This window comes from Paenibacillus sp. FSL M7-0656 (genome assembly GCF_038003225.1).
Taxonomy (GTDB): domain Bacteria; phylum Bacillota; class Bacilli; order Paenibacillales; family Paenibacillaceae; genus Paenibacillus; species Paenibacillus amylolyticus.
This window is the reverse complement of record NZ_JBBOOT010000001.1, coordinates 859,319-883,047: the sequence shown is the minus strand read 5'-3', so window position 1 is coordinate 883,047 and position 23,729 is coordinate 859,319. Positions and strand designations below refer to the sequence as shown.

Below are 23,729 nucleotides of genomic sequence, written 5' to 3'. Positions count from 1 at the left end.
AAACCGATTCGGCGATTTACCTTTAGGCCGTGTGGATTTTTTGTCTTCTATAAGCATTGGGACTCGATCCGGCATACGCTTTGAACTTTTTATAGAACCAATCAATATCCTTATAACCTACCTCAATAGCAATCTCATATATTCGCAGATTCGTGGAAGACAACAACTGCTGTGCCTTTTCCATACGTTGCTGGAGCATATAATCATTGAAAGACATCTTCTCTTCCAGCTTGAACTTCTGTCCAAGGTACGCACAGTTAAAATGAAGCATGTCAGAGATCTTCTTCAGCGTGATTTCATCACTCAGATGATCCCGTACATAGGCCTTAACGATACGAATAACATGACTGGAGTGCATGGGTTTACCGTTCATTTGAACGGGTGTTTTGAAGAACGACGACGTTTTGTGTGCCGGGTCGGTTTCAAGGTGGGATCTAAGTCCATGCAGACTGTTAAGTAAAGAAGAAGGACTAACAGGATACGGGAGATAATCATTTACCTGATACGTCAGGGCTTTGCGTACAAACCTGAAGTGATCTCTTCCACCCATCAGGAGGATAGGTATCTGACTTTTTTTTCGGATGTCATTGCATAACCAGAGCCCCGCGGTATCAAACCTCTCTGTATGTACCATAACAAGGGAAAAGTCTCGTTCTGACAATGCGGTCAAAGCCTCGGCCGATGAGAACACACAATTTGCGATAGTATATTGAGCTTTGCTCCGTAGCAACATCTGTTGCAACTCTCCGCACAAACGACGGCTGAAATCCACAAGTAAAATATCATACATGAAGCAATACCTCACCTTCTGCTGAATTGTAATGCGCTAGATTAACTGAAATTTGACTTAATTTCATTATGGTAATAAAAGAAAGCGCATACAATGTGCATATTTTTGTAGACAGTGCATTTCTTTACCAATTAAAACCTATAACGCACTTTGCTCGTGCAAAATTACGCAAATCTATATTCAGTCCGGGTAAACATCTGTATTTCGGCAGGTTGTTTGCGCTTTCATTTGAACGATACACTGTGATAGCAAACGACAATCAGGGGGGAAGACGATGAGAAAACACAAGTTCATGCTACTGAGCCTGGTATTTGCGGTCTTGTTGGTGATTGCTGCATGCAGTTCTGCACCTACCGCTCAACCCGAGCCGGAAAAGACAACACCACAGGAGGAACAAAAACCCGCGGAAACCGAGCCAAAGAATGAAAACTCCACGCCAGAAATGGACTTTGACATGGGTGGTAGAACGATCAAGGTTGTTGCTTGGTGGGACATGGAAATACAGGGGAATAACCCGGACAACATTCAACGCCTTGAGAATCTCGAAGCGCTGAAGAAAAAACACAACTTTAATATTGAATATGTTTCCATCGATTTTGGTGAATATCAGGAAAAAGTAGTTGCTTCCCTGATGGCCGGTGAACCGCTTGGCGATCTGGTGAGACTGGGCAAAAACTATGCCATTCCGGCATTGACCAAACAGGATCTGTTATGGCCGGTGGATGATTATATTAAAAACGACAAGGTATTCAACCAGAAAACAACCAAGGAATACATGCAGTATGAAGGCAAAGGTTACGGCTTTACCGAGGACCAGTCCTCGTTTATCAACGGAATTTTCTATAATCGCACACTCATGCAAGAGCTCGGCTTGAAGCCACTTCAGGAGTATGTGGATGCCGATGAATGGAACTGGGATACGTTCATCAGTGTTGCCAAGCAAGCGAACAAGGATCGAAACAATGATGGCAAGCTAGACACTTGGGGACTCGCTCAAACGGGCTTGCTGGAACCGATTCTGTATTCCAACGAGGCTTCTCTGACCAAAGAGGATAAGCAGAACCTGGAAGATCCAAAAACGAAAGAAGCGTTGAACTTCCTGTCCAAACTGGCTACCGAGAAGGTCGGTAGAGCTTCTGAGGGCGGCGATTGGACAGAGCCATCCACGTTCTTCCGTCAAGGCAACACCTTGATGTATTCAGGTGCCATGTACGAAGTTGAAGGTATTATGACGGATATGAAGGACTACGATATTGGTTTTGTACCGTTTCCAAAAGGTCCAAGTGCAACAGCGTATCACTCCGGTGAGTCACGTTACCAAGCTATAACGATTCCAAAAGCAGTAGAGAATCCGGAACAACTGATGTACATCTGGGAGAAAATTAATGAGATCGAATCGATCTATGAGTATCCGGGACAATCCACACTGGAGACACATCTGACCGATGAAGCAGATATCAACAACGCCAGAGAGGTTGCGGAAGGTATGTTGGTTCTCGACCATAACACATTCCCGTCCTTGCCGTTCTGGGATTTTGATGGGGAACTCAAAGAAGGGGTATCCGTATCTACGCTGATCGAGAAATACAAGGCTCCTTTCCAGGCTGCGATTGATGAGGTTTACAAATAAGTATCACGTTACACGGGCAGAACGCACCAGTGAAGGTGCGGTCTGTCCGGGTTAGTCAATCGTTCAGTTCTCTCAACGCTTACAGGAAAGGGGATACATTCAAACATGCGGTCACGTAAGAAAAAGGGACTAATCCTGGTGCTTGTCCTGGCCTTGGTGCTCTCCATATGGACACTATATCCATCGCGGGATCGTAATCCGGGAACGGTACATGCGCTTGAGGACTTTGAGGCGGTATCGGGAACCGAGGATTCATTCAGTTATGAGCATTATCTGACTGCTCATGACAATACGGCCAAACCGGATGGAATTGTACGCATCGAAGGCGAATCTTATGTTCAGGCAGAGGATGGGGAATTTGAGGTTGTGCAAGGGTACGCCGGATTAGACGGAAATGCCGTAATTACGCCGGAAACTGGAACCATTCGCTGGGATGTTCCCGTTCAAGTGAGCGGTTTGTACAACATTCGCATTCACTATTATCCCGTAGAAGGCAAAAGCTCCGGGATCGAACGCAGGCTTGAGCTTAATGGTAAGGTCCCGTTCAGAGGGGCTGATATTCTTCTGTTTGACAGGGTATGGGGGAATCGCGAGGATAACGTCCGGCAGGACGATCGTGGCAACGAGCTTAGACCAAGACAAGTGGAACAGCCTGAATGGCAGCTGACTTCCTTCAAGGACAGCGCAGGGTACTTCGAGGAACCGTTTCAGTTTTATTTTGAAAAAGGCAATCAAAAGTTATCGCTCACTTCATTAAGAGAAAGCATGGCGATCGATTATATCGAGCTGTATCAAGAAAGCGAAGTTCCTTCCTATGCAGAGTTGGAGCAGACCTATGCCTCACTTGGCTTGAAACAATCGGCTCCTGTCATGCTGAAAGTTCAGGGGGAGGAAGCTGTTAGCAAATCATCTCCTACACTGGCACCAATCTCGGACCGATCAAGTCCTTCACTCGAGCCTTATAATGTATCGAAAATTCGGATGAACGCCATCGGGGGCATTAACTGGAAACTGCCGGGCGAATGGATTGAATGGGAAATTGACGTCCCTGAAGACGGACTGTATCAACTGGCGCTTAAGGTGAAACAGGATCAATTGCGTGGCATCTATGCCACCCGCAGTCTGACGATTAACGGCGAAGTTCCGTTTAAGGAAATGAAACGCATTCGATTTAACTACAGCCCGGCCTGGCAAACTCAGGTCTTGGGTTCGGGAGAAGATCAGCCATATCAGTTTCATCTTGAAAAAGGGAAACACCGAATCCGAATGACGGTTACACTTGGCGACATCGCTCCGCTGTTGCGGACCGTGGAATCCAGCGTGCTGGAACTGAATGAGATGTATCGCAAAATATTAATGATCACCTCCAACAGTCCGGATCCACTACGGGATTACCAGCTGGAACGGCGTATTCCAGAGATGACGGAGGTGTTTGAAAGACAAGCTGACACCTTGCGTTCCGTTGCAGATTACCTGGAAAAGGCCACGGGTGAGCAAAGTGACAAAGTGGCCGTACTGCACGCTATGGTATTGCAGCTTGAAGATATGGCGGCCAGACCAGAGACGGTTCCCAAACGGCTGGATACGTTCAAAATTAACGTAGGTGGTCTCGGCACATGGATTCTATCGGTACGTGAACAGCCGATTACATTGGATTACCTTGTCGTATCTCCGCCGGGTGAATCGTTGCCCAAAGCGGAAGCGAGCACCGTCCAGCAGGTGAAGCACGAACTGGGCGCATATGTTGCCTCGTATACCGAAGATTACGACAGCATTGGTAACGTGGAACAAAAAAAGGATGCCATCACCGTATGGATCACAACCGGACGAGATCAGGCCCAAGTACTGAAAGGCATGATCGACGATTCGTTTACCCCGGATACGGATGTATCTGTGCAGTTACGTCTCGTTCCGCCGAATATTTTGCTGCCCGCAACACTCTCGGGGGAAGGACCGGATGTTGCCATGCAGATGGGCGAAGACATTCCGGTGAACTATGCGATGAGGAATGCAACAGCGGATCTGAGCCAGTTCCCCGATTTCGAGGAAATTTCGGGCAGGTTCCGTGAAAGCGGATTGACGCCTTACCGCTACAACGACGGGGTATATGCCCTTCCGGAGCAACAGCATTTTCCAATGCTCTTTTACCGCAAAGATATCCTGAATGAACTGGGCCTCGAACCGCCAAAAACGTGGCAAGACGTATATAACGCCATCGCCGTGCTGCAGAAGCATAACATGGAGTTTTATCTGCCGATAGAGGATACGCTGAACAATGCCAACCTGGTTCCGAATTCAACCTTTGCGATGTTGTTATATCAGAATGACGGAACTTTCTACACCGAAGACCAGAAGAAAAGTGCACTGGATTCGGAGATTTCAATGGACGCGTTCAAGCGCTGGACGCAATTTTATACCAATTACAAGTTTCCGCTCAAAGCCGATTTTCCGAACCGCTTCCGTACCGGGGAAATGCCGATCGGAATTGCTGATTACACCACGTATAACATGCTGACGGTTATGGCTCCGGAAATCCGCAATCTCTGGGACTTTACGATTGTTCCGGGTACACAGCTTCCCGATGGGTCCATACGGCATGAAGTGGCCAGCGCTACGAGCGCGGTGATGATGCTCGAAAATGCTGACAACAAGGAAGCGGCGTGGAAGTTCATGAAGTGGTGGACTGCTGAGAAGACCCAGATTGAATACGGGAGAGAAATGGAAGGTCTTATGGGAGCGGCTGCCCGTTACCCGACGGCCAATATCGAAGCCTTGAAGCAATTGCCTTGGCCTGTGAAGGATTATCAAAATCTCGAGAAGCAATGGGAATGGGTACAGGGAATCCCGCAGCTTCCTGGAGGTTATTTCACGGGACGACATCTGGACAACGCCTTCCGCAAGGTGGTCAATGCAAATGAAAATCCGCGTGAAGCCTTATCGGACTATGTCTTGTACATTGATGATGAAATTGAGTTGAAACGCAAGGAATTTAATCTGAAATAGAGGAAAGGGAGGGTAACGGTTGCAAGCTAAAACTACCAAGACAGCCGCCGCTCCTGCCGTCCATACCCGCCAGGTCGGCTGGTGGTCCCTATTGAAGCGGGATCTGTATCTCAGCAGGCATTATTATGTATTGATGGCACCGTTTATGCTGATTTTTTTCATGTTTACTGTCATTCCGGTCGGCATTTCACTTGGGCTCAGCTTTTTTCACTTCAATATGCTGGAGCTGCCGCGATTTGTCGGCTGGCAGAACTATGCCCGGCTTTTCCTGAACGATGACGTCTTTCTGATCGCGCTCAAAAACACGCTGCTTTTTGCCGTAATTACAGGCCCTCTCAGTTATATTGCCTGCTTTTTGTTTGCGTGGATCATCAATGAGCTGTCTCCTAAAATTCGGGCGGTCATGACGCTGGTTTTCTATGCCCCATCCATATCGGGTAACGTCTTTTTCATCTGGCTGATCATCTTCTCGGGTGACAGCTACGGGTATATGAACGGCTTCCTGATGCGCCTTGGCGTCGTACTGGAACCAATCCAATGGCTCGCAGACGAGAAGTATGTACTGGCAATCGTCATTATTGTACAGCTGTGGCTGAGCCTGGGAACCAGCTTCCTGGCCTTTATTGCAGGACTGCAAACCATTGATCGTTCTCTGGTTGAAGCAGGAACAGTAGACGGGATCAAAAACCGCTGGCAAGAGCTCTGGTACATCACCTTGCCTTCGATGAGACCGCAGCTGATGTTTGGTGCGGTAATGCAGATTACCGCTTCCTTCGCCGTAGCTGAGATCTCCATCGCACTGGCAGGTTTCCCGAGCGTAAACTATGCGGCACACACAGTTGTCACACATCTGATGGACTTCGGAACCATTCGTTTCGAGATGGGCTATGCCTCGGCCATCGCAACGGTTCTGTTTGCCCTGATGCTGGGTACAAACGTTTTCACGCAAAAAATGCTTAGAAAGATAGGTGAATGACGATGACCAGCAAAGTACGTGCCGTGTTTGGCATGCCAAAAAGGCTTAATCGGTCATTTACCGTCAGCCTGATGTTATTTGCATTGCTGGGCGTGTTCGGCTCCTTTATGGTGCTTCCGCTCATCTATGCAGTCAACAATGCATTCAAGCCGCTGGATGAGCTGTTTATTTTCCCGCCGCGCTTCTGGGTTAACAATCCGACAACGGAGAATTTTGCCGATCTGATCAACCTCATGGGCAATTCGTGGGTGCCGTTATCCCGCTATATTGCCAACACATTGCTCATTACGATACTTGGCACAGCGGGGCATATCCTGCTTGCATCTGCAGCAGCTTATCCGCTGGCGAAATATCGTTTTCCGGGTTCCAAAGTGTTGTTCACCATTGTCATTCTGTCCCTGATGTTCTCGCCGCATGTTACGGCGATTCCGAACTACATGGTCATGTCCTGGCTTGGCTGGATTAACACTCATGCGTCCATTATTGTGCCATCACTAGCATTCTCGCTGGGACTTTTCCTGATGAAACAGTTCATGGAGCAGATTCCTGATGCTTTGCTGGAGGCAGCCAAAATCGACGGAGCCAATGAATACCGGATATTCTGGAGCATTGTGATGCCCAATGTGAAGCCGGCATGGCTCACGCTCATGATCCTGCAGTTTCCAGCGTTATGGGGAACGGATGGCGGGAGTTTCATCTACAGTGAAAATCTCAAAACGCTACATTATGCGCTCAGTCAGATTGTGCAGGGAGGGATTGCAAGGGCCGGTGTAGGTGCGGCTGTTGCCTTGCTGCTGATGATTGTACCGATCACTCTGTTTATCATCTCTCAGAGCAGTGTTATGCAGACGATGGCCACTTCGGGCATGAAAGAATAGAAAGGAGGCAGCGAGGTGCGGAGAAGCACATGGAAAAAACGTAAATCGATCATCATGGGCATGATCTGCCTCCTGTTGTTCGTTCAAGAGGCGCCCTATGTGAGTGCAGACGGTAAAACGGATGCGTATCATTATTCCTTCTGGGGTGACGCAGTTCCTTCACCCGCGGCATATGAGGCAACAACCATTATCACCGGCAAGAAGCTGAACACAACTCCTATGAAAGAGCCAAGTGACATGCATGTTACCGCCAATCAGCACGTTTTTGTGCTCGATTCGGGCAATGGCCGCATCATTGAGATGGATCGCAACTTCAAGCTGGTACGGACGATTGATTCATTTGAGCAGGAAGGCAAGGAAGATCATTTTAAAAATCCACAGGGATTGTACGTCACGGAAAAAGGCCATCTGCTGGTTGCTGATTCGGATAATCACCGGGTGGTGCATCTGGATGAACAGGGGAAGCTGGTCAAGATCGTGTCTGAACCAAAATCGGATCTGCTTAAAGAAGACTTCCAGTTTAAACCGATGCGGATTGTTATGGACAAGGGGGAGCGTATCTACGTCATGGCTGAAGGCGTATTTGATGGATTCATGGAGTTCAGCGCCGATGGTACGTTCTCTTCCTTCATTGGAGCGAACAGAGTTCAGGTGGACCCGGTGGAATATCTTTGGAAACGGTTTGCAACACGGGAGCAGCGGAGCCAGATGGTGATGTTCACTCCAACGGAATTTACCAATCTGGATATGGATGAAGAGGGCTTCATCTACGCCACTAGCGGGGATCGCGGCAAAGATCCGGTCAAGAAGCTGAATGCCCAGGGTACAGACATTTTGCGCAGAGAAGGCTATCAGACTCCGCAGGGTGATTTGCTGTATACCCAGGAAGCAGGGCCATCCCGCCTGATTGATGTGGATGTGGGTGACAGTGACATGTATTCCGTACTGGATTCCAGCAAGGGCCGAATCTTTACCTACAATGGAGACGGATATCTGCTCCATATTTATGGGGGCATCGGGAACCGGCTGGGCCAATTTAATACACCTGTTGCCCTGGAACGTGCGGGAGACCGGATGTTAGTTCTGGATAAAGCGCTGGGTGAAATCACTGTCTTTCAAACAACTGAATACGGACGTACTCTCCACGAAGCGGTGCGCAGCTACTATAACGGTGATGAAGATCAATCTTCGGTGCTGTTTGCCCAAGCTGCCGAGATGAACGCTAACTTGGAATATGCGTATGCGGGAATTGGCAAAGCATTGCTTCGTCAGAAGGAATACGCCGAGTCTGCGAAATATTTCAAGCGCAGCATGGAGCCCAAAGGGTATTCCAAAGCTTTTCTTTTGTACCGCAAAGAGCTGATGCGTGAGCATTTTTCATGGATGATGTCCGGTATATTCCTGGCTGTCGCTGCGATTGTCACCGTCATCATCGTTCGCAGGCAGAAAAGGAGGACTACGAATGCAGGCATCAAGTAAGCAACTATACCAGTACCCGCTGCATCTGATTTTTCATCCGTTTGACGGATACTGGGAATTGAAGTATGAACGGAACCAGAGAAACTCACTGCTGATTGCTTTCATGATCCTGGTGCTTCTGGTCATCACCAAAATTTTGCATGCCCAGTACAGCGGTTTTCTCATTAATCTCAGTAATCCAAAGTACCTGAACAGTCTGCTCGAAATGTTATATGTCATTGTACCGGTACTGTTTTGGTGTGTGGCGAACTGGTCGTTAACCACATTGATGGACGGGGAAGGCAAGTTCTCCGAGATTTTCATGTCAACGTGTTTTGCACTGGTACCATTGTTACTCATTCATTTTCCATGGATCTGGTTGAGTCTTGTGATCTCTGCGCAGGAAACTGCCTTTTATTATTTCTCCAATGCACTCGCCGTTGCGTGGACGGTATATCTGTTATTTGTGGGGAATATGACGGTTCATCAGTACACACCAGCCAAAACGGTGCTCACGATGCTGCTGACACTTGTAGCGATGGCGTTTATGGCATTTCTGTGCCTGTTATTCTTCAGTCTTGTACAGCAGATTGTATCGTTTGTCGTAACCATCTATCAGGAATTAGTGCTTCGGGGCTAAGGGAGGAGGAATTTGTTATGAATTATACCGTAGCCAAAAAAATAACAGGAATGCTGCTCGCGGGCAGTCTGCTTCTGGGCGGTTGTCAATTCTCGCCAACACCGCTCGCTCACGAGACAGTGACTGCCGCAGATTCGACGGACTTTCCCTCCCTGCCTCCCGGAGAGAAACTGAAATCATCGTTCAGCGATGTCCGCCTTCCCGGCATGGTAGGCATTGCGCAGAATGCTGCGCTGCAATTGTTCATTAACGAAGAGACTGCCGAGATTGCAGTGATTCACACGCAGAGCGGCCAGATCTGGCGCAGCAATCCTGCAGATCGTGAGCAGGATGGGGTTGCAGCCGGGATAAACAAAGACCTATTGTCATCACAAACGAAGCTCAGCTTCTTCAACAGCCTCGGACAGAGCAGCACCGTGAATTCCTTCACGGATAGTGTTGCACACAAGCAGATAAGCTACGAGGTGCTGCCAAGCGGCGTGCGGGTCCACTACCAGTTTGGAAGCACTGAGCGATCCATAGAAGACTTGCCGATGAAGATCAGCAAGGAGCGATTTGAACAAAGGCTGCTTGCACAGCTAGACAAGGCCGGGCAACGGGCCTTGAAGGTCGGCTATGCGGAAGACAAGGATGAAGGCGCTTACGTCCGGATTGATAAGGCGATGCAAGGATTGCAATTGTCCCGGGCCTTGAAGGCTTTTGACACAGCCGGTTACACATCGGAGGATCTGGCTCAGGATCATGCCGAGTTTGGCATTGAAGAGGAACGAAGTGGACCACGGCTGTTTATGCTTACGATGGAATATGAGCTGGATGAAGAGGATCTGCTTGTACGTGTTCCGTCCTCAGGCATTCATTTTCCGGAGGAATATCCGATCAACAGCATATCTGTAATGGATTACTTCGGGGCTGGGGGTTCAGAAGAAGAGGGCTCCATACTGGTTCCGGACGGTTCGGGAGCGCTGATCCATTTTAACAATGGCAAGCTGCAGTATCCTGCCTATCAACAAGATATATATGGACCGGATATGACCATGAAACTACGGGAAGCAAGTTCGAATGAAGCCAGAGCTAGGTTGCCGGTATTTGGACTGATTCGGAAAGAGGGAGCTTTTCTGGGCATTATTGAAGAAGGGGATGCCGTTGCAGTTGTGAATGCCGATATCAGCGGCAAGCTGAACAGCTACAACAACGTATATCCCAGCTTCTATGTGGTGAACAAGAGCGATGTGACCCTTCAGGCAAGTGATATGGTTCGTACACTTCCGAAATTCCAGAAGAAACCGACCGCGTCTGATTTCGTCGTTCGATATGCTTTTGTCGGGGCAGATAAGGCCTCGTACTCGGGGCTTGCATCTCTCTATCGGGATTATCTGATGCAAAACGGCGGACTTCCCGAGTTAAACGCCAGCAAAGAGCAGAGTAACGTTCCCTTTTATCTGCAACTGTTCGGCGGCATGACAACAAGGCAGCATATGCTGGGCATACCGTATGATTCAACGGAGGCTTTGACCACGTTTGATGAAGCCAAAAACATTCTCTCCGCCTTGACGGAGAAGAAGGTATCCAATATTCAGGTGCGCTATGCGGGATGGCTTAACGGCGGACTTCATCATCGACTGCCGGATTCCATCCAAGTAGATGGCGCGGTAGGCGGGAAAAAGGGATTGCGGGATTTCAGCGCATACACACAAGAAGCGGGCATCGGCTTCTATCCCGATATCGCTCTGCTGAATGTGCAATCCAAAAAAGGGTTTAAACCGTCCAAGGAAGCTTCACGCACATTAACTCAGGAACCGGCGGTCTTGTATCCGATGAACCAGGCCATCCAGCGGCGGGACCGGGATCGTTCACCAACCTATGTGCTTTCGCCCAACAAGCTGGAGGACGTGACGGCAGACATGTTAGATGAGCTGAGGTCCCTTCAAAAGGATGGACTCTCACTAAGCCTGAATGATCTGGCAGCTCAGTTAAACAGCGATATGAATCCGAAAAAGCTGGTGGACCGAACACAAGCGCTTGGCTCCGTAAAGAAGGCACTTGAACAGATCGGGCAGCAGGCTGGCTCGCTTGTTGCTGAAGGCGGGAACGCTTATGCCCTGCCGTATGTAACTGGTCTGACAGATGCGCCGATGACCAGCAGTCGTTTCAAGCTGGAGGATGAAGAGATTCCGTTCTATCAGCTCGTTGTACACGGCAGCATCGGTTATACGGGGACGCCATACAATCTCTCCACATATACCAATGCAAGGCAATATGTGCTGAAGCTGATTGAATATGGAGCCAGTCCTTACTTTGCATGGTTCAATGCGCCAAACCATGTTGTGAAAGAAACGGATTATGATGATCTCTACGCGGCGAATTATGAACAATGGATCGATCTGGCTGCCGAGATCTACAACGAGGTGAACCAGGTGAACCAACCGTTTGCTGGACGTTCCATGATGTCCCATGAATCCCTGGAGGAGGGCGTCTTCCGGACAACATATGAAGGTGGCGGGTTCGTAATCGTCAATTATAACGACTTCCCTGTAGAAGTTGACAACGATACAGTGGAAGCCCAAAGCTATGTGACTGGTGGTGAGCAGCTCTGAAGACGCTCCTGAAATGGAAATGGGGAAGTCGTACGTATGCTCAGCAGAAAGCCATGTGGGGCGTAATCTACGTGCTTCCCTGGCTCATTGGTTTTGTGTTGTTTTTCTTCATTCCGCTGTTAGCCTCTCTGCGATACAGCATGAGTACAATTCAGGCTAACGCGGAAGGCATAGCAATTCAGTTCAACGGTGTTGCCAATTATATTCAGGCGCTGACCGTCAATACAAGCTTTAACCGTGCGTTAATTGAGGCGATCACAGACGTGCTCATCAACGTACCGCTTATCGTTATATTCAGTCTGTTCCTTGCCGTCATCCTGAATCAGAAGTTCAGGGGCCGGGCTGTTGCGCGGTCGATCTTTTTCCTGCCCGTTATTCTGGCATCGGGAGTGATTATGACACTGGAGAGCACCAGCCTGATTGAAGCGGTTAATCAGAGTAGCACAGGTGGAAGCTCACTCGGGACATTTGAACTCGAAAATCTGATGGTTAACGCCGGAGTGAGCGATTGGATCGTTACGTATCTGAGTAGCGCCGTAGATCGGATCTATCAGATCGTCAGTCAATCCGGTGTACAGATTTTGATCTTTTTGGCAGGGATCCAGACGATTTCCCCTCAACTGTATGAGGCTTCGAAGATGGAAGGGGCAACGGGTTATGAAGCCTTTTGGAAAATTACGTTCCCAATGGTCAGCCCGCTTATTTTTGTCAATGCGATCTATACAATCATTGATTCGTTTGCCAATAACGCCATGACGGAACTGATCCGGGATACCGGCTTCGTCAAATTTGACTTTGGATTAAGTTCTGCCATGGCATGGGTCTACTTTCTGGCCATTGCCATCATTCTGGTTATCGTAAACATCATTTTCTCGAAGCGAGTCTTCTATCAAGATTAGAAAGGAGGGTGTCCCACGTGACAACATCACGATTATTATCGCTGGAGCATTGGAAAGGCTGGCTGTGGGCCATGATCCGATTCGTTCTGATTACCGGGCTTTCCTTCGTTATCCTGTTTCCCATATTTCAGAAGGTTTCCACATCCATCAAAGCTAAAGGTGATCTGTATTCGGCAGTGGTGGTGTGGATTCCACAGAACTTCTCCATCGACAATTTCAAAGAGGCGATACGCGTAATGGATTACTGGGCAACGCTGTTTAATACGTTTGCCCTGTCTGCAACGACTACACTGCTGACTACAGCATCCTGTGCACTTGCAGGATACGGATTCGCCAGACTGAAATTCAGGGGAAGCAACTGGCTGTTTGCTGGTGTAATTCTAACGATTCTTGTACCGCCAACGACCATTCTCATTCCGGTATACCTGAATCTGAAAAGCTTTGACCTGATGGGGCTTATGACGCTTATAGCCGGCAAACCTGTTAATTTGCTTAATACCTATTGGCCGTTTATTCTGACGGCAATTACGGCCAATTCACTTAAAGCCGGTTTGTACATCTTTATCTTCCGGCAATTCTTCAGAGGTATTCCGAAGGAAGTGGAGGAGGCGGCCTATGTGGACGGCGCGGGCATCGGACGAACATTTTCAAGAATCATGCTGCCCAATGCCATTCCGTCCATGGTAACAGTCATGCTGTTTTCCTTCGTATGGCAGTGGAACGACAGCTTTTATACGACGACTTATCTGACTTCAAGTAAAGTCATGTCGACTCAGTTATCGTCCCTTCCGTATAATCTGGCCCAGCAGGTTACTGACGGTGCAGCTTCCCAAGCCGATCCGTTCTATCTGAGTATGATCCAGGATACAGGAATTCTTCTTGCCATTCTGCCTTTGATCATCATCTATTTGTTTGTGCAACGATATTTCGTAGAGAGTGTAGAGCGTACGGGAATCGTCGGTTAAGTTAAGTTCTTCTGTACGTTTGGAGTGGGATCAGACTGGAAGAGGGAGGAGGAACTTCATGCAACATTCCATCTGTGAAAAGGGGGCATGTAACGATCTCATGAACGTCTGCTCACAGCAGGGGGATCCTTCCCTGCGCAGGATCCCCCTGCTGGTGTGGAACGGGCTGCGGGAGCGGGCGCCGACCCTGAGCGATCTGTTTGATCAGAGATACTCTGACGGAACTTACCTCGCATTATTGCAAGGCAATATATCAGATTAGGAGGAATTAAAGTGAAGAAGTTCATGACATCTTGTAAACTTGTACTCATTCTGGCTTTATTGATCACAATTGCTCCATGGGGAGGCAGCCGTGCCGAAGCATGGGTGGGCATGCCGATGGGCAAGCTGCACGTAAACGGCAAAAACCTGGTGAACAGCAACAACCAGCCTGTGCTACTGAACGGTTGGCATCAACCCTCAGGTGCCTACTGGACATATCAGGACAGCAATTATTATCTCAATCTGCACGGCAATAACCGTCATGCAGCTACACTGGCTTATCTGAAAGACATTACCGATACTTTTGCTGACACCAGCGCGAAGTACGGAAGCAATCATGGCTGGAATATGAATCAGGTGCGTCTGTTCATCGATCGTCAGGACATGGGAGATGTGGCTGCTGGTACATATAACTTTGCCGGTGTGCAGACCGTTACGCAAAATGTAATTATTCCGTACATTCAATATGCCAAAACAAAAGGTGTCTATGTTGTCCTGGGACTGGACTTCACACTGAAGGATGATCAGGCAACAACACCTGCCAACCTGCAAAAATTCAACGAAATCTGGGGTTATCTCGCTTCACGCCCGGAGATCAAAAGTGCAGACAACGTTCACTTCGAACTGATCAACGAACCGGTGAAATCCTATGCCAATGGACATTGGGGTGGATACAACGGGGAAAATGACTTTGTGGATCACTGGAATGACTTGCGTAATTTCCAAAATTCCATGATTTCAACAATTCGTAGCAAAGGTGCGGACAACGTCATCTGGGCGGCAGGTCTGGGATACAACCAATTTTACAGCTTGACGGCAAGCCATCCATTGACTGATCCGCTCAATAACTATGGATATGCGGTTCACTGGTACCCTGGTTATGGCGCATATGACAACTTCTCTATCCTGCAAGACCAGTGGAATACCAACGTGAAGGCAGCTGCTGACAAATATCCGATTAATATTACCGAGGTAACCTGGTTCAAAAACAAACCTGGCGATTCGGCCTATTGGAACTTGTTTAATGGTAGCAATGAAGGTTTTGGCACCAATACCAAAACGATTTTCAACGCATCAGGTAATGTCAGCATTGCAGCTCATATGAACGGATTCATTCTAAGTGAAGGACCACGAAGCTCCTTTGCCGACCCAACGGCTGGACTGAAATGGGATGGAGATGCTTCACGGAGTGCCATGGGACGATTCCTGTTCAACTGGTACCATGAACGTGCTCAGACTTACCCGGGCAGTGGACAAGGCGGCGGACCGACAACGGGTCTTGTATCCGGTGCAACTTATAAAATCGTAGCCCGGCATTCCAACAAAGTTGTTGATGTTCCTGGTGGTCAAAATGAAAATAATCTTCAGCTCCAGCAGTGGAGTGATCTGGGCGGTAACCCTCAGAAGTGGGTTCTGACCTCGATCGGCAGCGGCAACTATACACTGACAAGTGTGAACTCACCGGACAAAGTCATCGATATTCGCAACGGTACCATCACCAATGGGGAAGCGGTTCAACTCATGAGCAATCTGAACACAACCGCTCAGCATTTTAAGGTCAACGATCTTGGTAACGGGTACTGGAGTATCATCAACGTGAACAGCAATAAAGCGATTGAAGTGGCAAACGCTTCCACTTCGGATGGAGCCTTGCTGCAGCAGAACACCTACACAGGTGCTACAAACCAACAATGGAAATTTGTTGCCGTTAGCAATTAATAAGCACAACATTAAACAAAAACCTCCTCAAGTCATTCCATGTCTTGGGGAGGTTTTTTGCGTTTATTTTTGATACTTTGTGATGGATGTCATGCGAAGGTAAAATACAACTATATTTGTGCGCTAACCCGCAGACCAACAATTATTTTCATGCAAGCATTGTACGCTACAGTATGTAAATGTACCATAAGGAAGAAGTTGTACCTTCACCAGGAAGAAATGCCCGGTGTATCATTGAACAGCTACCTTAACACAGAGAAATGTAAGCGCTCGATAAAAAAAGGGAGGGTACATATGCAGCTCCTATGGTCCAAATTTTCACCCGTGTTCCGCCGATTCCTCATTTCGTATCTTGTCATTCTGATGATTCCTCAAATTGCGGGATATGCCTCTTACCGAGCTTCTATTGAAGCGGCCCGTTCCAGTTCCATTGAAAACAGCTTGAAGTCGCTGAGTCTCGGGAAAGAGATCATTGAGCGTAACCTTCTTCAAGTTGAAGCCTTTACCAGGCAGCTTGCCGTCAATCCCGATTTGCAAAATTTAATTGCTGGCCCAAAGCCGCATGATCTCTACAATGTCTACGGTATGAACCGTATGCAGCGGAGCCTCTCCATGTACAGCAGTACCAATGATTACTTGTCCCATTTCTTCATTCACATTCCGAACTACAATGCCATCATCACACCAAGAACTGTGTATTATCGTCCAGAGCATTATTATGCTGCCAATCAGCTGGACGGTATGTCGTTTGAACAATGGCATGACCAAATTCTCAAACAACCACACTTTAATGAAATCATACCGCTTCGAAACTATAAACGTGAAATACTCGGCACTGTGCTTGCAGACGTTCCCGCCATTACTTTTCTGCAATCTCTGCCTTTGAACAGCTTCAACAAACCGCAAGCGACGATTGGTGTCATGATTGATCAGGATCAGATGGCCAGCCTTACTCAAAATATTGTGGATCAATATGGCGGCTGGACTCTCGTCACTGATGCGGAAGGACAGATCATTTTCTCCCATGGCATTGAACAAGCCGAAGCCGAGCAAATGGCACAGAGTCGCCAGAGAGAAGATAACGCTGCGGAAACGGAGCTGAACGTGCAGAATGTACAGCCTGGAAGTGATGGTCGGCTGCTGATATCGATGCAGTCCAGTCAAAATGGATGGAATTACATGGCGGGGATTCCGGAGAAAGCACTCATGACAAAAGCGGACCAAATCAAACAAGTCACGCTGGTCTTTACTTTGGCAACCATTGCCTTGGGACTGTTATTCGGGCTGGTTCTCGCCTATCGGAATAGTGCACCCGTTTACAGATTGTTGGCCTCTTTTCGGGAACAAGTCACCGATTCCCCAGGCAGACGGGGCAATGAATATGATTTTTTGGCAAGCCATATTAACAATCTCATTGCTAATAATGACTCACTTAAAAACGCCATGAATGAGCAGATTCCGTTATTGAGAGACGGTTTTATCAAACGTTTGTTAACGGGAGAAGTCTATACCTCACTTGAGTTGGAGGTTATCTCATCCCAGGCGCACATTTCTCTTCATAGCAGCAAGGGCTTGGCAGGCTTAGTGAAGGTAAACGGATATGCCAATCCGGACAGTGAAGAAACGATCCATGAACTGGGTGTCGCAAGGCTGCTCATCAAACAGGTACTTACAGAGTGGAATGCGCAGCTGCTGATCACGGATTGGGGAACAGACCAGATCGCTTTTGCCTGTCCATTGGATGAGAACTCACTGAATGAAGCTATAGGGAGATGTGAAAAAGAGCTGAACACCTTGATGGAAGTGATCTACCGGGAGCATCGGATATCCACAACAATTGGCACAGGTGCAGCATACGAGGTCTGGAATGATGCAGGGCGTTCCTTTGACGAAGCCAAACAAGCTCTGGATTATGCCATTCATATGGGAACAGATCATCTGGTGAGATTTGAAGATACGATGAAGGAAAATGAAATGTTCTATTATCCGATTGAGTCTGAACAGCGCCTGCTGAACACAATCAAAGTCGGGGAGCCTGAAGAGGCGGTACGTATTCTGGAGCAATTGTTTCTTCGTAATTTAGAGGAGCGGGAACTGTCCTACGAGATGACACAGCAGTTCATCATGGAGCTGAAGGGGACTTTTCTGAAGCTGGACGAACCCAAATTCAAGTTGGATGCCTCCCTGCTGGAGGAATATAAAACCCGGGTGACATCCATTCAGATGACAGAAACGATTACTTCGCTGCGGGCAAAGTTCAAACGGTTAACGGAAGACATCTGCGGTGATTTCCAGAGAAGAAGAGCAGGAGCACATGCGGATACTGTAAGCGAAATGATTTGTTTTATCCAACAACATTATGGGGATGCAAACTTGACGATCTATCGGATTGCCGAGCACATGAGCAAGTCCGAGAAGTTTATATCCCAACTATTCAAAGAACATACGGGAGAGAATCTTTCCGATTATGTAGAACGGGTACGCATCGATGCTGCCTCGAACTTGTTGCACTCCACCGGTCAGACCATTGACGAGATAGCGGAGGCCACCGGGTATAATAGTGCACATTCATTCCGCCGAGCTTTCAAGCGGGTACGCGGTATTTCTCCGAGTGTATTTCGGAAAATGGACGTTCATAGCGGTTAATGTAGGCTGTTTCTCGGGAACTATATTCGCTATTTGTACTTTCTCAGCGTAACTGTACCTTTACGCATGCCCAGCGCAATCTTATGATTACTCAAAAAGTAAGCGCTACCAAGTTGAGCTGAAGTTCACCACGATTTGGAGCCAAGAATGGGGGGATGATTCTGAGAACCACAATGACCAGTGAATCAAAGTCCGTGGAGAAACCAAGTAAACCGTTTGCCTTGAAGCAAGCATTATCCAGAAGCTGGAGGCGACATTGGCAGCTATATCTACTGATCCTGCCACCGATTGCTTACTTTATTATTTTCAAGTATGTACCTATGGTGAATGCGGTCCTGGCATTTAAAGATTACAACGTCATCAAGGGGATCTGGGGCAGTCCGTGGGCCGGAACCAAGTATTTCGAATTACTTTTCAAAAATCCGGCGTTTGTCATGCTGATCAAGAACACGCTCTACATTTCGTTTTACAGCCTGATCGTTGGCTTCCCGATTCCTATATTACTGGCGCTCGCGCTGAACGAAATCAAAAACATACGATTCAAAAAAACAGTACAAATGGTGACGTATGCTCCATATTTCATCTCTACCGTTGTTATGGTCTCCATCATTATGCTCTTTCTGTCTCCTAGGCTGGGTATTGTCAACACGATTGCAGGCGCCCTTGGTTTCGAAGCAGTGAATTTTCTCGGTGAGCCTGGACTGTTTCGATCCATCTACGTATTCTCCGATGTGTGGCAGGGAATGGGGTACTCCGCTGTGATATATCTGGCTGCTCTGGCAGGTGTTGATCCATCCCTGTATGAAGCCGCCAAAGTGGATGGAGCCAACCGAATACAGAAAATCATCAATGTTGATCTGCCTGGACTACTTCCGGCAGCCGTCATCATTCTGATCCTGAGTGTAGGGAATATCATGGCTGTTGGGTTCGAAAAAATATATTTGCTGCAAAATCCGCTCAACCTGTCTGCTTCGGAGATCATCTCCACGTATGTCTATAAAATAGGATTGCTGAATGCCAATTACAGCTTCGCTACTGCGGTTGGCCTGTTCAACTCGGTGATTAACCTGATTCTGCTATTAATTGTAAACGCGGTCGCCAAGCGACTGTCCAATACAAGCTTATGGTAACGGGAGCGAAAGGAGGAGAATCAACCCATGCCTAACACACAGACAAATGCAGGTCGTTCGCGGATCAAGAGCAGCAGTACGATTCGTGAATCCTGGGGAGACCGCGTATTTATAACGGTTGTTTACTTCATGTTGACAGTGGTGCTGATTGCCGTGCTGTATCCCTTGATATATATTGTGAGTTCTTCGCTCAGCAGCCCTGCTGCCGTCTCCTCGGGAAAAGTCTGGTTGTGGCCCATTGACCTGACGTTTGACGGTTACAAGTCTGTATTGCGGAATGATCAAGTCCTTACCGGTTATGCCAATTCCCTTTTTTATACAGCCTGCGGCACCTTCATCAGCGTGGCACTGACCATTATGATTGCTTATCCATTATCCAAAAAAACGTTTGTTGGTCGCAGCTCGTTAATGATGTTTATTACCTTCACCATGTTGTTCTCAGGCGGTTTGATCCCTACCTATCTGGTGGTCAAAACCATGGGACTGATTGATACCCGTTGGGCGTTGCTGATTCCCAATGCCGTCTGGGTATGGCAAGTCATCATTGCCCGTACCTTTTTTCAGAATTCGATACCGGAAGAATTGTCCGAAGCAGCAGACATCGATGGCTGCAGTGACATCCGGTTTATCTTCAGTATTATCCTGCCACTCGCCAAACCGATTATCGCCGTGTTGTCACTTATGTACGCTGTCGGTCAGTGGAATGCATACTTTGACGCCCTCATCTATCTGAAATCACAGTCGCTCTATCCGCTACAGCTGATATTACGTAGCATTCTTATTCTGAACAGCAGTACGGGGAGCATGGATGCATCGGAAATGATCAAACAGCAGCAGATGGCTGAACTCATGAAGTACTCGTTAATTGTGATGGCCAGCTTGCCGGTGCTAATCATCTATCCTTTTGTTCAACGGTATTTCGTGCAAGGTATGCTGATTGGCTCAGTTAAAGGATAAGTTCATTTTTTCTATTATTCATGAAGGAGAGGATTATATTGAAAAAAGCGGGATTCATCATTCTTGCCTGTATGCTGTTTACCTCGTTGGTACTTGCCGGATGTTCAAGCTCTGATAAGGGGAACGGGGAAGGCAGCGATCCGTCAGGCAAGACGGCCATTAATGTGTTTGCTCACCAGGGTTCGGATACCAACCTGTCCACTAACAAATTCACGAAGAAAATGGAAGAGAAGTTTGATATTCAGTTCAACTGGACTACGGTTCCATTCGACGGTGCAGCGGAGAAAAGACAGATTTCACTGGCTTCCGGTGATTATCCGGACTTGTATCTGCTCATCCCTTGGGTAGATCGTTTCTCCCAGACAGACTTGTTGAAGTTTGGTCAGCAGGGGGTTATTTTGCCGCTGAATGATCTGATTGAGGAGCATGCTCCCAATATTAAAAAAGTACTTGAGAGCAATGACTATTATCGGGCCATGAACACTGCTCCTGACGGAAATATCTATGGTCTGACGGGTCTGAATGAATGTTTTCACTGTTCATACCCCAACAAGATGTGGGTCAACACCAAATGGATGGAACAACTAGGCCTGACCGAACCCACGACGACAGAAGAATTTAAGGAAATGCTTCGGGCATTTAAAACGAAAGACCCGAACGGGAACGGTAAAGCCGACGAAGTACCGCTAAGCGGTTCGACTGAAAATTTCGGTGTGCACATTATTCCGTACTTGATGAACGGTTTTATCTATGACGACGATCGGAATTATCTCATTGTCAATCAGGGGAAAGTGGAGACCGTAGTGAACAAACCGGAGTGGAAAGAAGGGCTTGCCTATATTAAATCCCTGTACGATGAAGGGTTGATTGATCCAGGGGCATTTACCCAAAACGTCGGGGCCTTCAAAAAAATTGGAGATAACGCTGATGCACAGCTTCTCGGTGCGGGAGCAGCGATGCATCCATCATTATTCGTAACCACTGCCGAAGGTTCTCCTTACGGGAATGATTACAATCCCATCCCTCCATTGAAGGGACCCCATGCTGCTTATGCTACGTACAACTATCCGATTGATCCCGGAGCGTCTTTTGTACTGACAAACAAAGCCAGTGAGGAAACACAGATCGCGGCCATAAAGCTACTGGATTATCTCTATACCCAGGAAGGAACCATGGCATCATATCTGGGAGAAGAGGGCGTAAGCTGGCGCAAACCACAAGAAGGAGAAGTGGCGCTCAATGATCAGATTGAGCCGTTATATAAAGCCATTCCGCTTCCTTCTGGAGAAGAACCTCGTAATGACAGTTGGGCTGCATTGAGTCAGTACAATCATTATCAGGCATATCGGGACTCCGAAGTACAGGGGACAGACATCTATGCCAATGATGGTGGTGAGCGACGTCTCTATGAGGCGACATTGTTAATGGAGGGCAAGGAACCAAAAGAGATTTTCCCTCATTGGGCATTGTGGGTAGATCCGTCCCAAGCTGATGAAGCCAGCATGATGCAGACCAATCTCAAGGATTACATCGATCAGAACGCCCTGCAATTTATTACTGGCGCCAAAAGTCTGGATAAGGATTGGGATGAATATGTGAAAGGCCTGGAGGGATTGAACATGAATCGATATCTGGAGATTATGCAGTCTTCCTATGATACTTCTTCTGTTTCCAAATAATTAAAGTATCTGAATCATACAGAGCGGGAAAAGTTACTGCCTTTATTTGCACAACCAAACGCGTTCCCGGTTCGCAGTCAACATATGCGAGCCGGGAACGTTTTTTATTGATATAGATTAAATCGTAATATCATTGCATCCTTCTTAAAATTCAGTGATTGGACCTGTCCTGCAAGCCAAACGTTCACAGGGCAGGTTCAACGGCTCGTGCACACTTTCTTAGTTTAGTACATGCGATATCTTCCGCTTAGAGCGAGCATGCTGAAAAAATACAGGCAATTGTCGTAATAACGTCGCTCTCCCTGACGCAAAGGTGTGTTCCAGAACTTGCGAACGAATGTGTCAGCATGTGGACCTTCCGCAGCCAGTGAAGCCATGGCATTGGTAGCCAGCAAACCTACAGGATGCAGTGAAGGTTCGTCGAAAGGTTCACCTTCTATTGTATAACGACGATAATCGGACATTTCAATATCACTGAAGAAGGATTGAATCCGATTGGATTGTTCGATCTGCCAGTGATCCTTGCGGAACCATTCCCAGTCCAGCGCTATATTTGCAGCAACACGGTAGGCATCACTGTAAAAATGTCTGAAATCACCATACGGCTGTATTGGAGCCGGAGAGCCGTCATAGTTCGCATATTCAGGTGATAGTCCGGTTACGGGATGGCAGGCTGTATGAAGGTAAGCTCTACTAGCGGCCGCCGCTTCTTTCCAGAAGCGCTGATCTTCTTCATCCGCATATTTCGCGAATAGCTCATAAAAATGAGGCAGATGGTAGGATGGGTCGCTAAACGGTGTTTCTGGTATGAATTTGATCAGTTTTGTTTCCGGGTCCCACATGGGATCGCCTTCGCCGTCTTCGCCTTGATGTATACATGCACGAAGGATTTTGCGGGCTTGTGCCTTGTAATCATAAGGTTCAGCGCCATCGCCCCAGCGGTTGGAGGCAAAAAAAAGCGCCATGGCAAAAAACTCCTCACCATCAGGAGCAGGACCTTGCGAGAGTCGGGTTCCGTCAGGCTTGCAATGCCAGGCAAAATAATCTTTATAACGACCCGCTTTATGTTGCATAAACGAGTGTGAGAAATTCCAGAGTCGATCAAATTCCTCCTTTTTGTCCATCTGAACAGCCATCATCATGCCATAGGACATGCCCTCGGAGCGAACATCGAGATTACCAGTGTCCAGCAAATAATCCTTGTCCTCACCCATGTGGTAATATATTCGAGTATTGTCATCGCCGTAAAACAGCTCGTTCCATGTTTCTTCCAATCTGTTCGTGATCTCATTCTCATCGTAGCCTAGCTTCAAGAACAGATTTGTATATGTACCCGTATCCCACGCGCCTTGACCCGTGATATTCATGAGTATCCTCCTTCATCAATGCGGTTTTTCAAAATTATAACATGGAAATAGTATACAAAATAAAGCGTTTACATGAAAAATTATAGGTGTTCAGATCTGCATGTCATTGTACTCAAATTAAAATGATATATTGGTTA

The 23,729-nt window shown here is 47.6% G+C and carries 17 protein-coding genes; 15 read left to right on the top strand and 2 right to left on the bottom strand.

Annotated elements, in window-relative coordinates; genetic code table 11:
- Positions 1-22 precede the first annotated feature (22 nt).
- Positions 23-790 carry a helix-turn-helix domain-containing protein gene (locus MHI01_RS03725; RefSeq protein ID WP_047842955.1) on the bottom strand — a complete coding sequence of 256 codons (768 nt, stop codon included), beginning with the start codon at positions 788-790 and terminating at the stop codon, positions 23-25.
- 274 nt (positions 791-1,064) lie between these two features.
- Between MHI01_RS03725 and MHI01_RS03720 the strand changes: the two genes are divergently transcribed.
- The 15 genes from MHI01_RS03720 (at position 1,065) to MHI01_RS03650 (ending at position 22,225) form a co-directional block, all read left to right on the top strand.
- On the top strand, positions 1,065-2,420 hold the full coding sequence (locus MHI01_RS03720) for an extracellular solute-binding protein (RefSeq protein WP_036615912.1): 1,356 nt from the start codon (positions 1,065-1,067) through the stop codon (positions 2,418-2,420).
- 105 nt (positions 2,421-2,525) lie between these two features.
- Positions 2,526-5,423 (top strand): extracellular solute-binding protein, encoded by a 2,898-nt coding sequence (locus MHI01_RS03715; RefSeq protein WP_340982553.1) that lies wholly within the window; start codon positions 2,526-2,528, stop codon positions 5,421-5,423.
- 19 nt (positions 5,424-5,442) lie between these two features.
- Positions 5,443-6,399 carry a carbohydrate ABC transporter permease gene (locus MHI01_RS03710; RefSeq protein WP_315372265.1) on the top strand — a complete coding sequence of 319 codons (957 nt, stop codon included), beginning with the start codon at positions 5,443-5,445 and terminating at the stop codon, positions 6,397-6,399.
- Positions 6,400-6,401: 2 nt separating this feature from the next.
- A complete protein-coding gene (locus MHI01_RS03705) occupies positions 6,402-7,277 on the top strand; it encodes a carbohydrate ABC transporter permease (protein ID WP_026081082.1) in 876 nt (291 codons plus the stop codon).
- Between the two features lie 15 nt (positions 7,278-7,292).
- Positions 7,293-8,756 carry an NHL repeat-containing protein gene (locus tag MHI01_RS03700; RefSeq protein ID WP_076253037.1) on the top strand — a complete coding sequence of 488 codons (1,464 nt, stop codon included), beginning with the start codon at positions 7,293-7,295 and terminating at the stop codon, positions 8,754-8,756.
- Complete coding sequence (locus MHI01_RS03695) at positions 8,740-9,375, top strand: YIP1 family protein (protein WP_101313763.1); 636 nt, start codon at positions 8,740-8,742, stop codon at positions 9,373-9,375. The genes MHI01_RS03700 and MHI01_RS03695 overlap by 17 nt, the downstream gene beginning before the upstream one ends.
- A 17-nt stretch (positions 9,376-9,392) precedes the next feature.
- Entirely contained in the window at positions 9,393-11,969 is a 2,577-nt protein-coding gene (locus MHI01_RS03690; protein WP_340982552.1) for a DUF5696 domain-containing protein, read from the top strand.
- 53 nt (positions 11,970-12,022) lie between these two features.
- Entirely contained in the window at positions 12,023-12,868 is an 846-nt protein-coding gene (locus tag MHI01_RS03685; protein WP_082219083.1) for a carbohydrate ABC transporter permease, read from the top strand.
- Positions 12,869-12,885: 17 nt separating this feature from the next.
- Positions 12,886-13,833, top strand: a complete 948-nt coding sequence (locus MHI01_RS03680) for a carbohydrate ABC transporter permease (RefSeq protein WP_036615897.1) — start codon at positions 12,886-12,888, stop codon at positions 13,831-13,833.
- Between the two features lie 58 nt (positions 13,834-13,891).
- A complete protein-coding gene (locus tag MHI01_RS03675) occupies positions 13,892-14,095 on the top strand; it encodes a hypothetical protein (protein WP_036670952.1) in 204 nt (67 codons plus the stop codon).
- A gap of 11 nt (positions 14,096-14,106) precedes the next feature.
- On the top strand, positions 14,107-15,813 hold the full coding sequence (locus tag MHI01_RS03670) for an RICIN domain-containing protein (RefSeq protein WP_036670954.1): 1,707 nt from the start codon (positions 14,107-14,109) through the stop codon (positions 15,811-15,813).
- Positions 15,814-16,107: 294 nt separating this feature from the next.
- Positions 16,108-18,459, top strand: coding sequence for a helix-turn-helix domain-containing protein (locus MHI01_RS03665; protein WP_036670956.1), 2,352 nt, complete (start codon positions 16,108-16,110; stop codon positions 18,457-18,459).
- 275 nt (positions 18,460-18,734) lie between these two features.
- Positions 18,735-19,589, top strand: coding sequence for an ABC transporter permease (locus MHI01_RS03660; protein ID WP_036671100.1), 855 nt, complete (start codon positions 18,735-18,737; stop codon positions 19,587-19,589).
- A 27-nt stretch (positions 19,590-19,616) separates the two neighbouring features.
- Complete coding sequence (locus tag MHI01_RS03655; RefSeq protein ID WP_036615892.1) at positions 19,617-20,546, top strand: carbohydrate ABC transporter permease; 930 nt, start codon at positions 19,617-19,619, stop codon at positions 20,544-20,546.
- A 20-nt stretch (positions 20,547-20,566) separates the two neighbouring features.
- Positions 20,567-22,225 (top strand): ABC transporter substrate-binding protein, encoded by a 1,659-nt coding sequence (locus MHI01_RS03650; protein ID WP_101313765.1) that lies wholly within the window; start codon positions 20,567-20,569, stop codon positions 22,223-22,225.
- A gap of 224 nt (positions 22,226-22,449) precedes the next feature.
- Here the strand turns inward: MHI01_RS03650 and MHI01_RS03645 are convergent, their stop codons facing one another.
- Positions 22,450-23,592, bottom strand: a complete 1,143-nt coding sequence (locus MHI01_RS03645) for a glycosyl hydrolase family 8 (protein ID WP_340982551.1) — start codon at positions 23,590-23,592, stop codon at positions 22,450-22,452.
- Positions 23,593-23,729: the final 137 nt, after the last annotated feature.

Coding starts and splice junctions, on each gene's coding strand:
- MHI01_RS03725 (WP_047842955.1), bottom strand. CDS start 790: ATGTATGATATTTTACTTGTGGATTTCAGCCGTCGTTTGTGCGGAGAG.
- MHI01_RS03720 (WP_036615912.1), top strand. CDS start 1,065: ATGAGAAAACACAAGTTCATGCTACTGAGCCTGGTATTTGCGGTCTTG.
- MHI01_RS03715 (WP_340982553.1), top strand. CDS start 2,526: ATGCGGTCACGTAAGAAAAAGGGACTAATCCTGGTGCTTGTCCTGGCC.
- MHI01_RS03705 (WP_026081082.1), top strand. CDS start 6,402: ATGACCAGCAAAGTACGTGCCGTGTTTGGCATGCCAAAAAGGCTTAAT.
- MHI01_RS03695 (WP_101313763.1), top strand. CDS start 8,740: ATGCAGGCATCAAGTAAGCAACTATACCAGTACCCGCTGCATCTGATT.
- MHI01_RS03690 (WP_340982552.1), top strand. CDS start 9,393: ATGAATTATACCGTAGCCAAAAAAATAACAGGAATGCTGCTCGCGGGC.
- MHI01_RS03685 (WP_082219083.1), top strand. CDS start 12,023: ATGTGGGGCGTAATCTACGTGCTTCCCTGGCTCATTGGTTTTGTGTTG.
- MHI01_RS03675 (WP_036670952.1), top strand. CDS start 13,892: ATGCAACATTCCATCTGTGAAAAGGGGGCATGTAACGATCTCATGAAC.
- MHI01_RS03665 (WP_036670956.1), top strand. CDS start 16,108: ATGCAGCTCCTATGGTCCAAATTTTCACCCGTGTTCCGCCGATTCCTC.
- MHI01_RS03655 (WP_036615892.1), top strand. CDS start 19,617: ATGCCTAACACACAGACAAATGCAGGTCGTTCGCGGATCAAGAGCAGC.
- MHI01_RS03650 (WP_101313765.1), top strand. CDS start 20,567: ATGAAGGAGAGGATTATATTGAAAAAAGCGGGATTCATCATTCTTGCC.
- MHI01_RS03645 (WP_340982551.1), bottom strand. CDS start 23,592: ATGAATATCACGGGTCAAGGCGCGTGGGATACGGGTACATATACAAAT.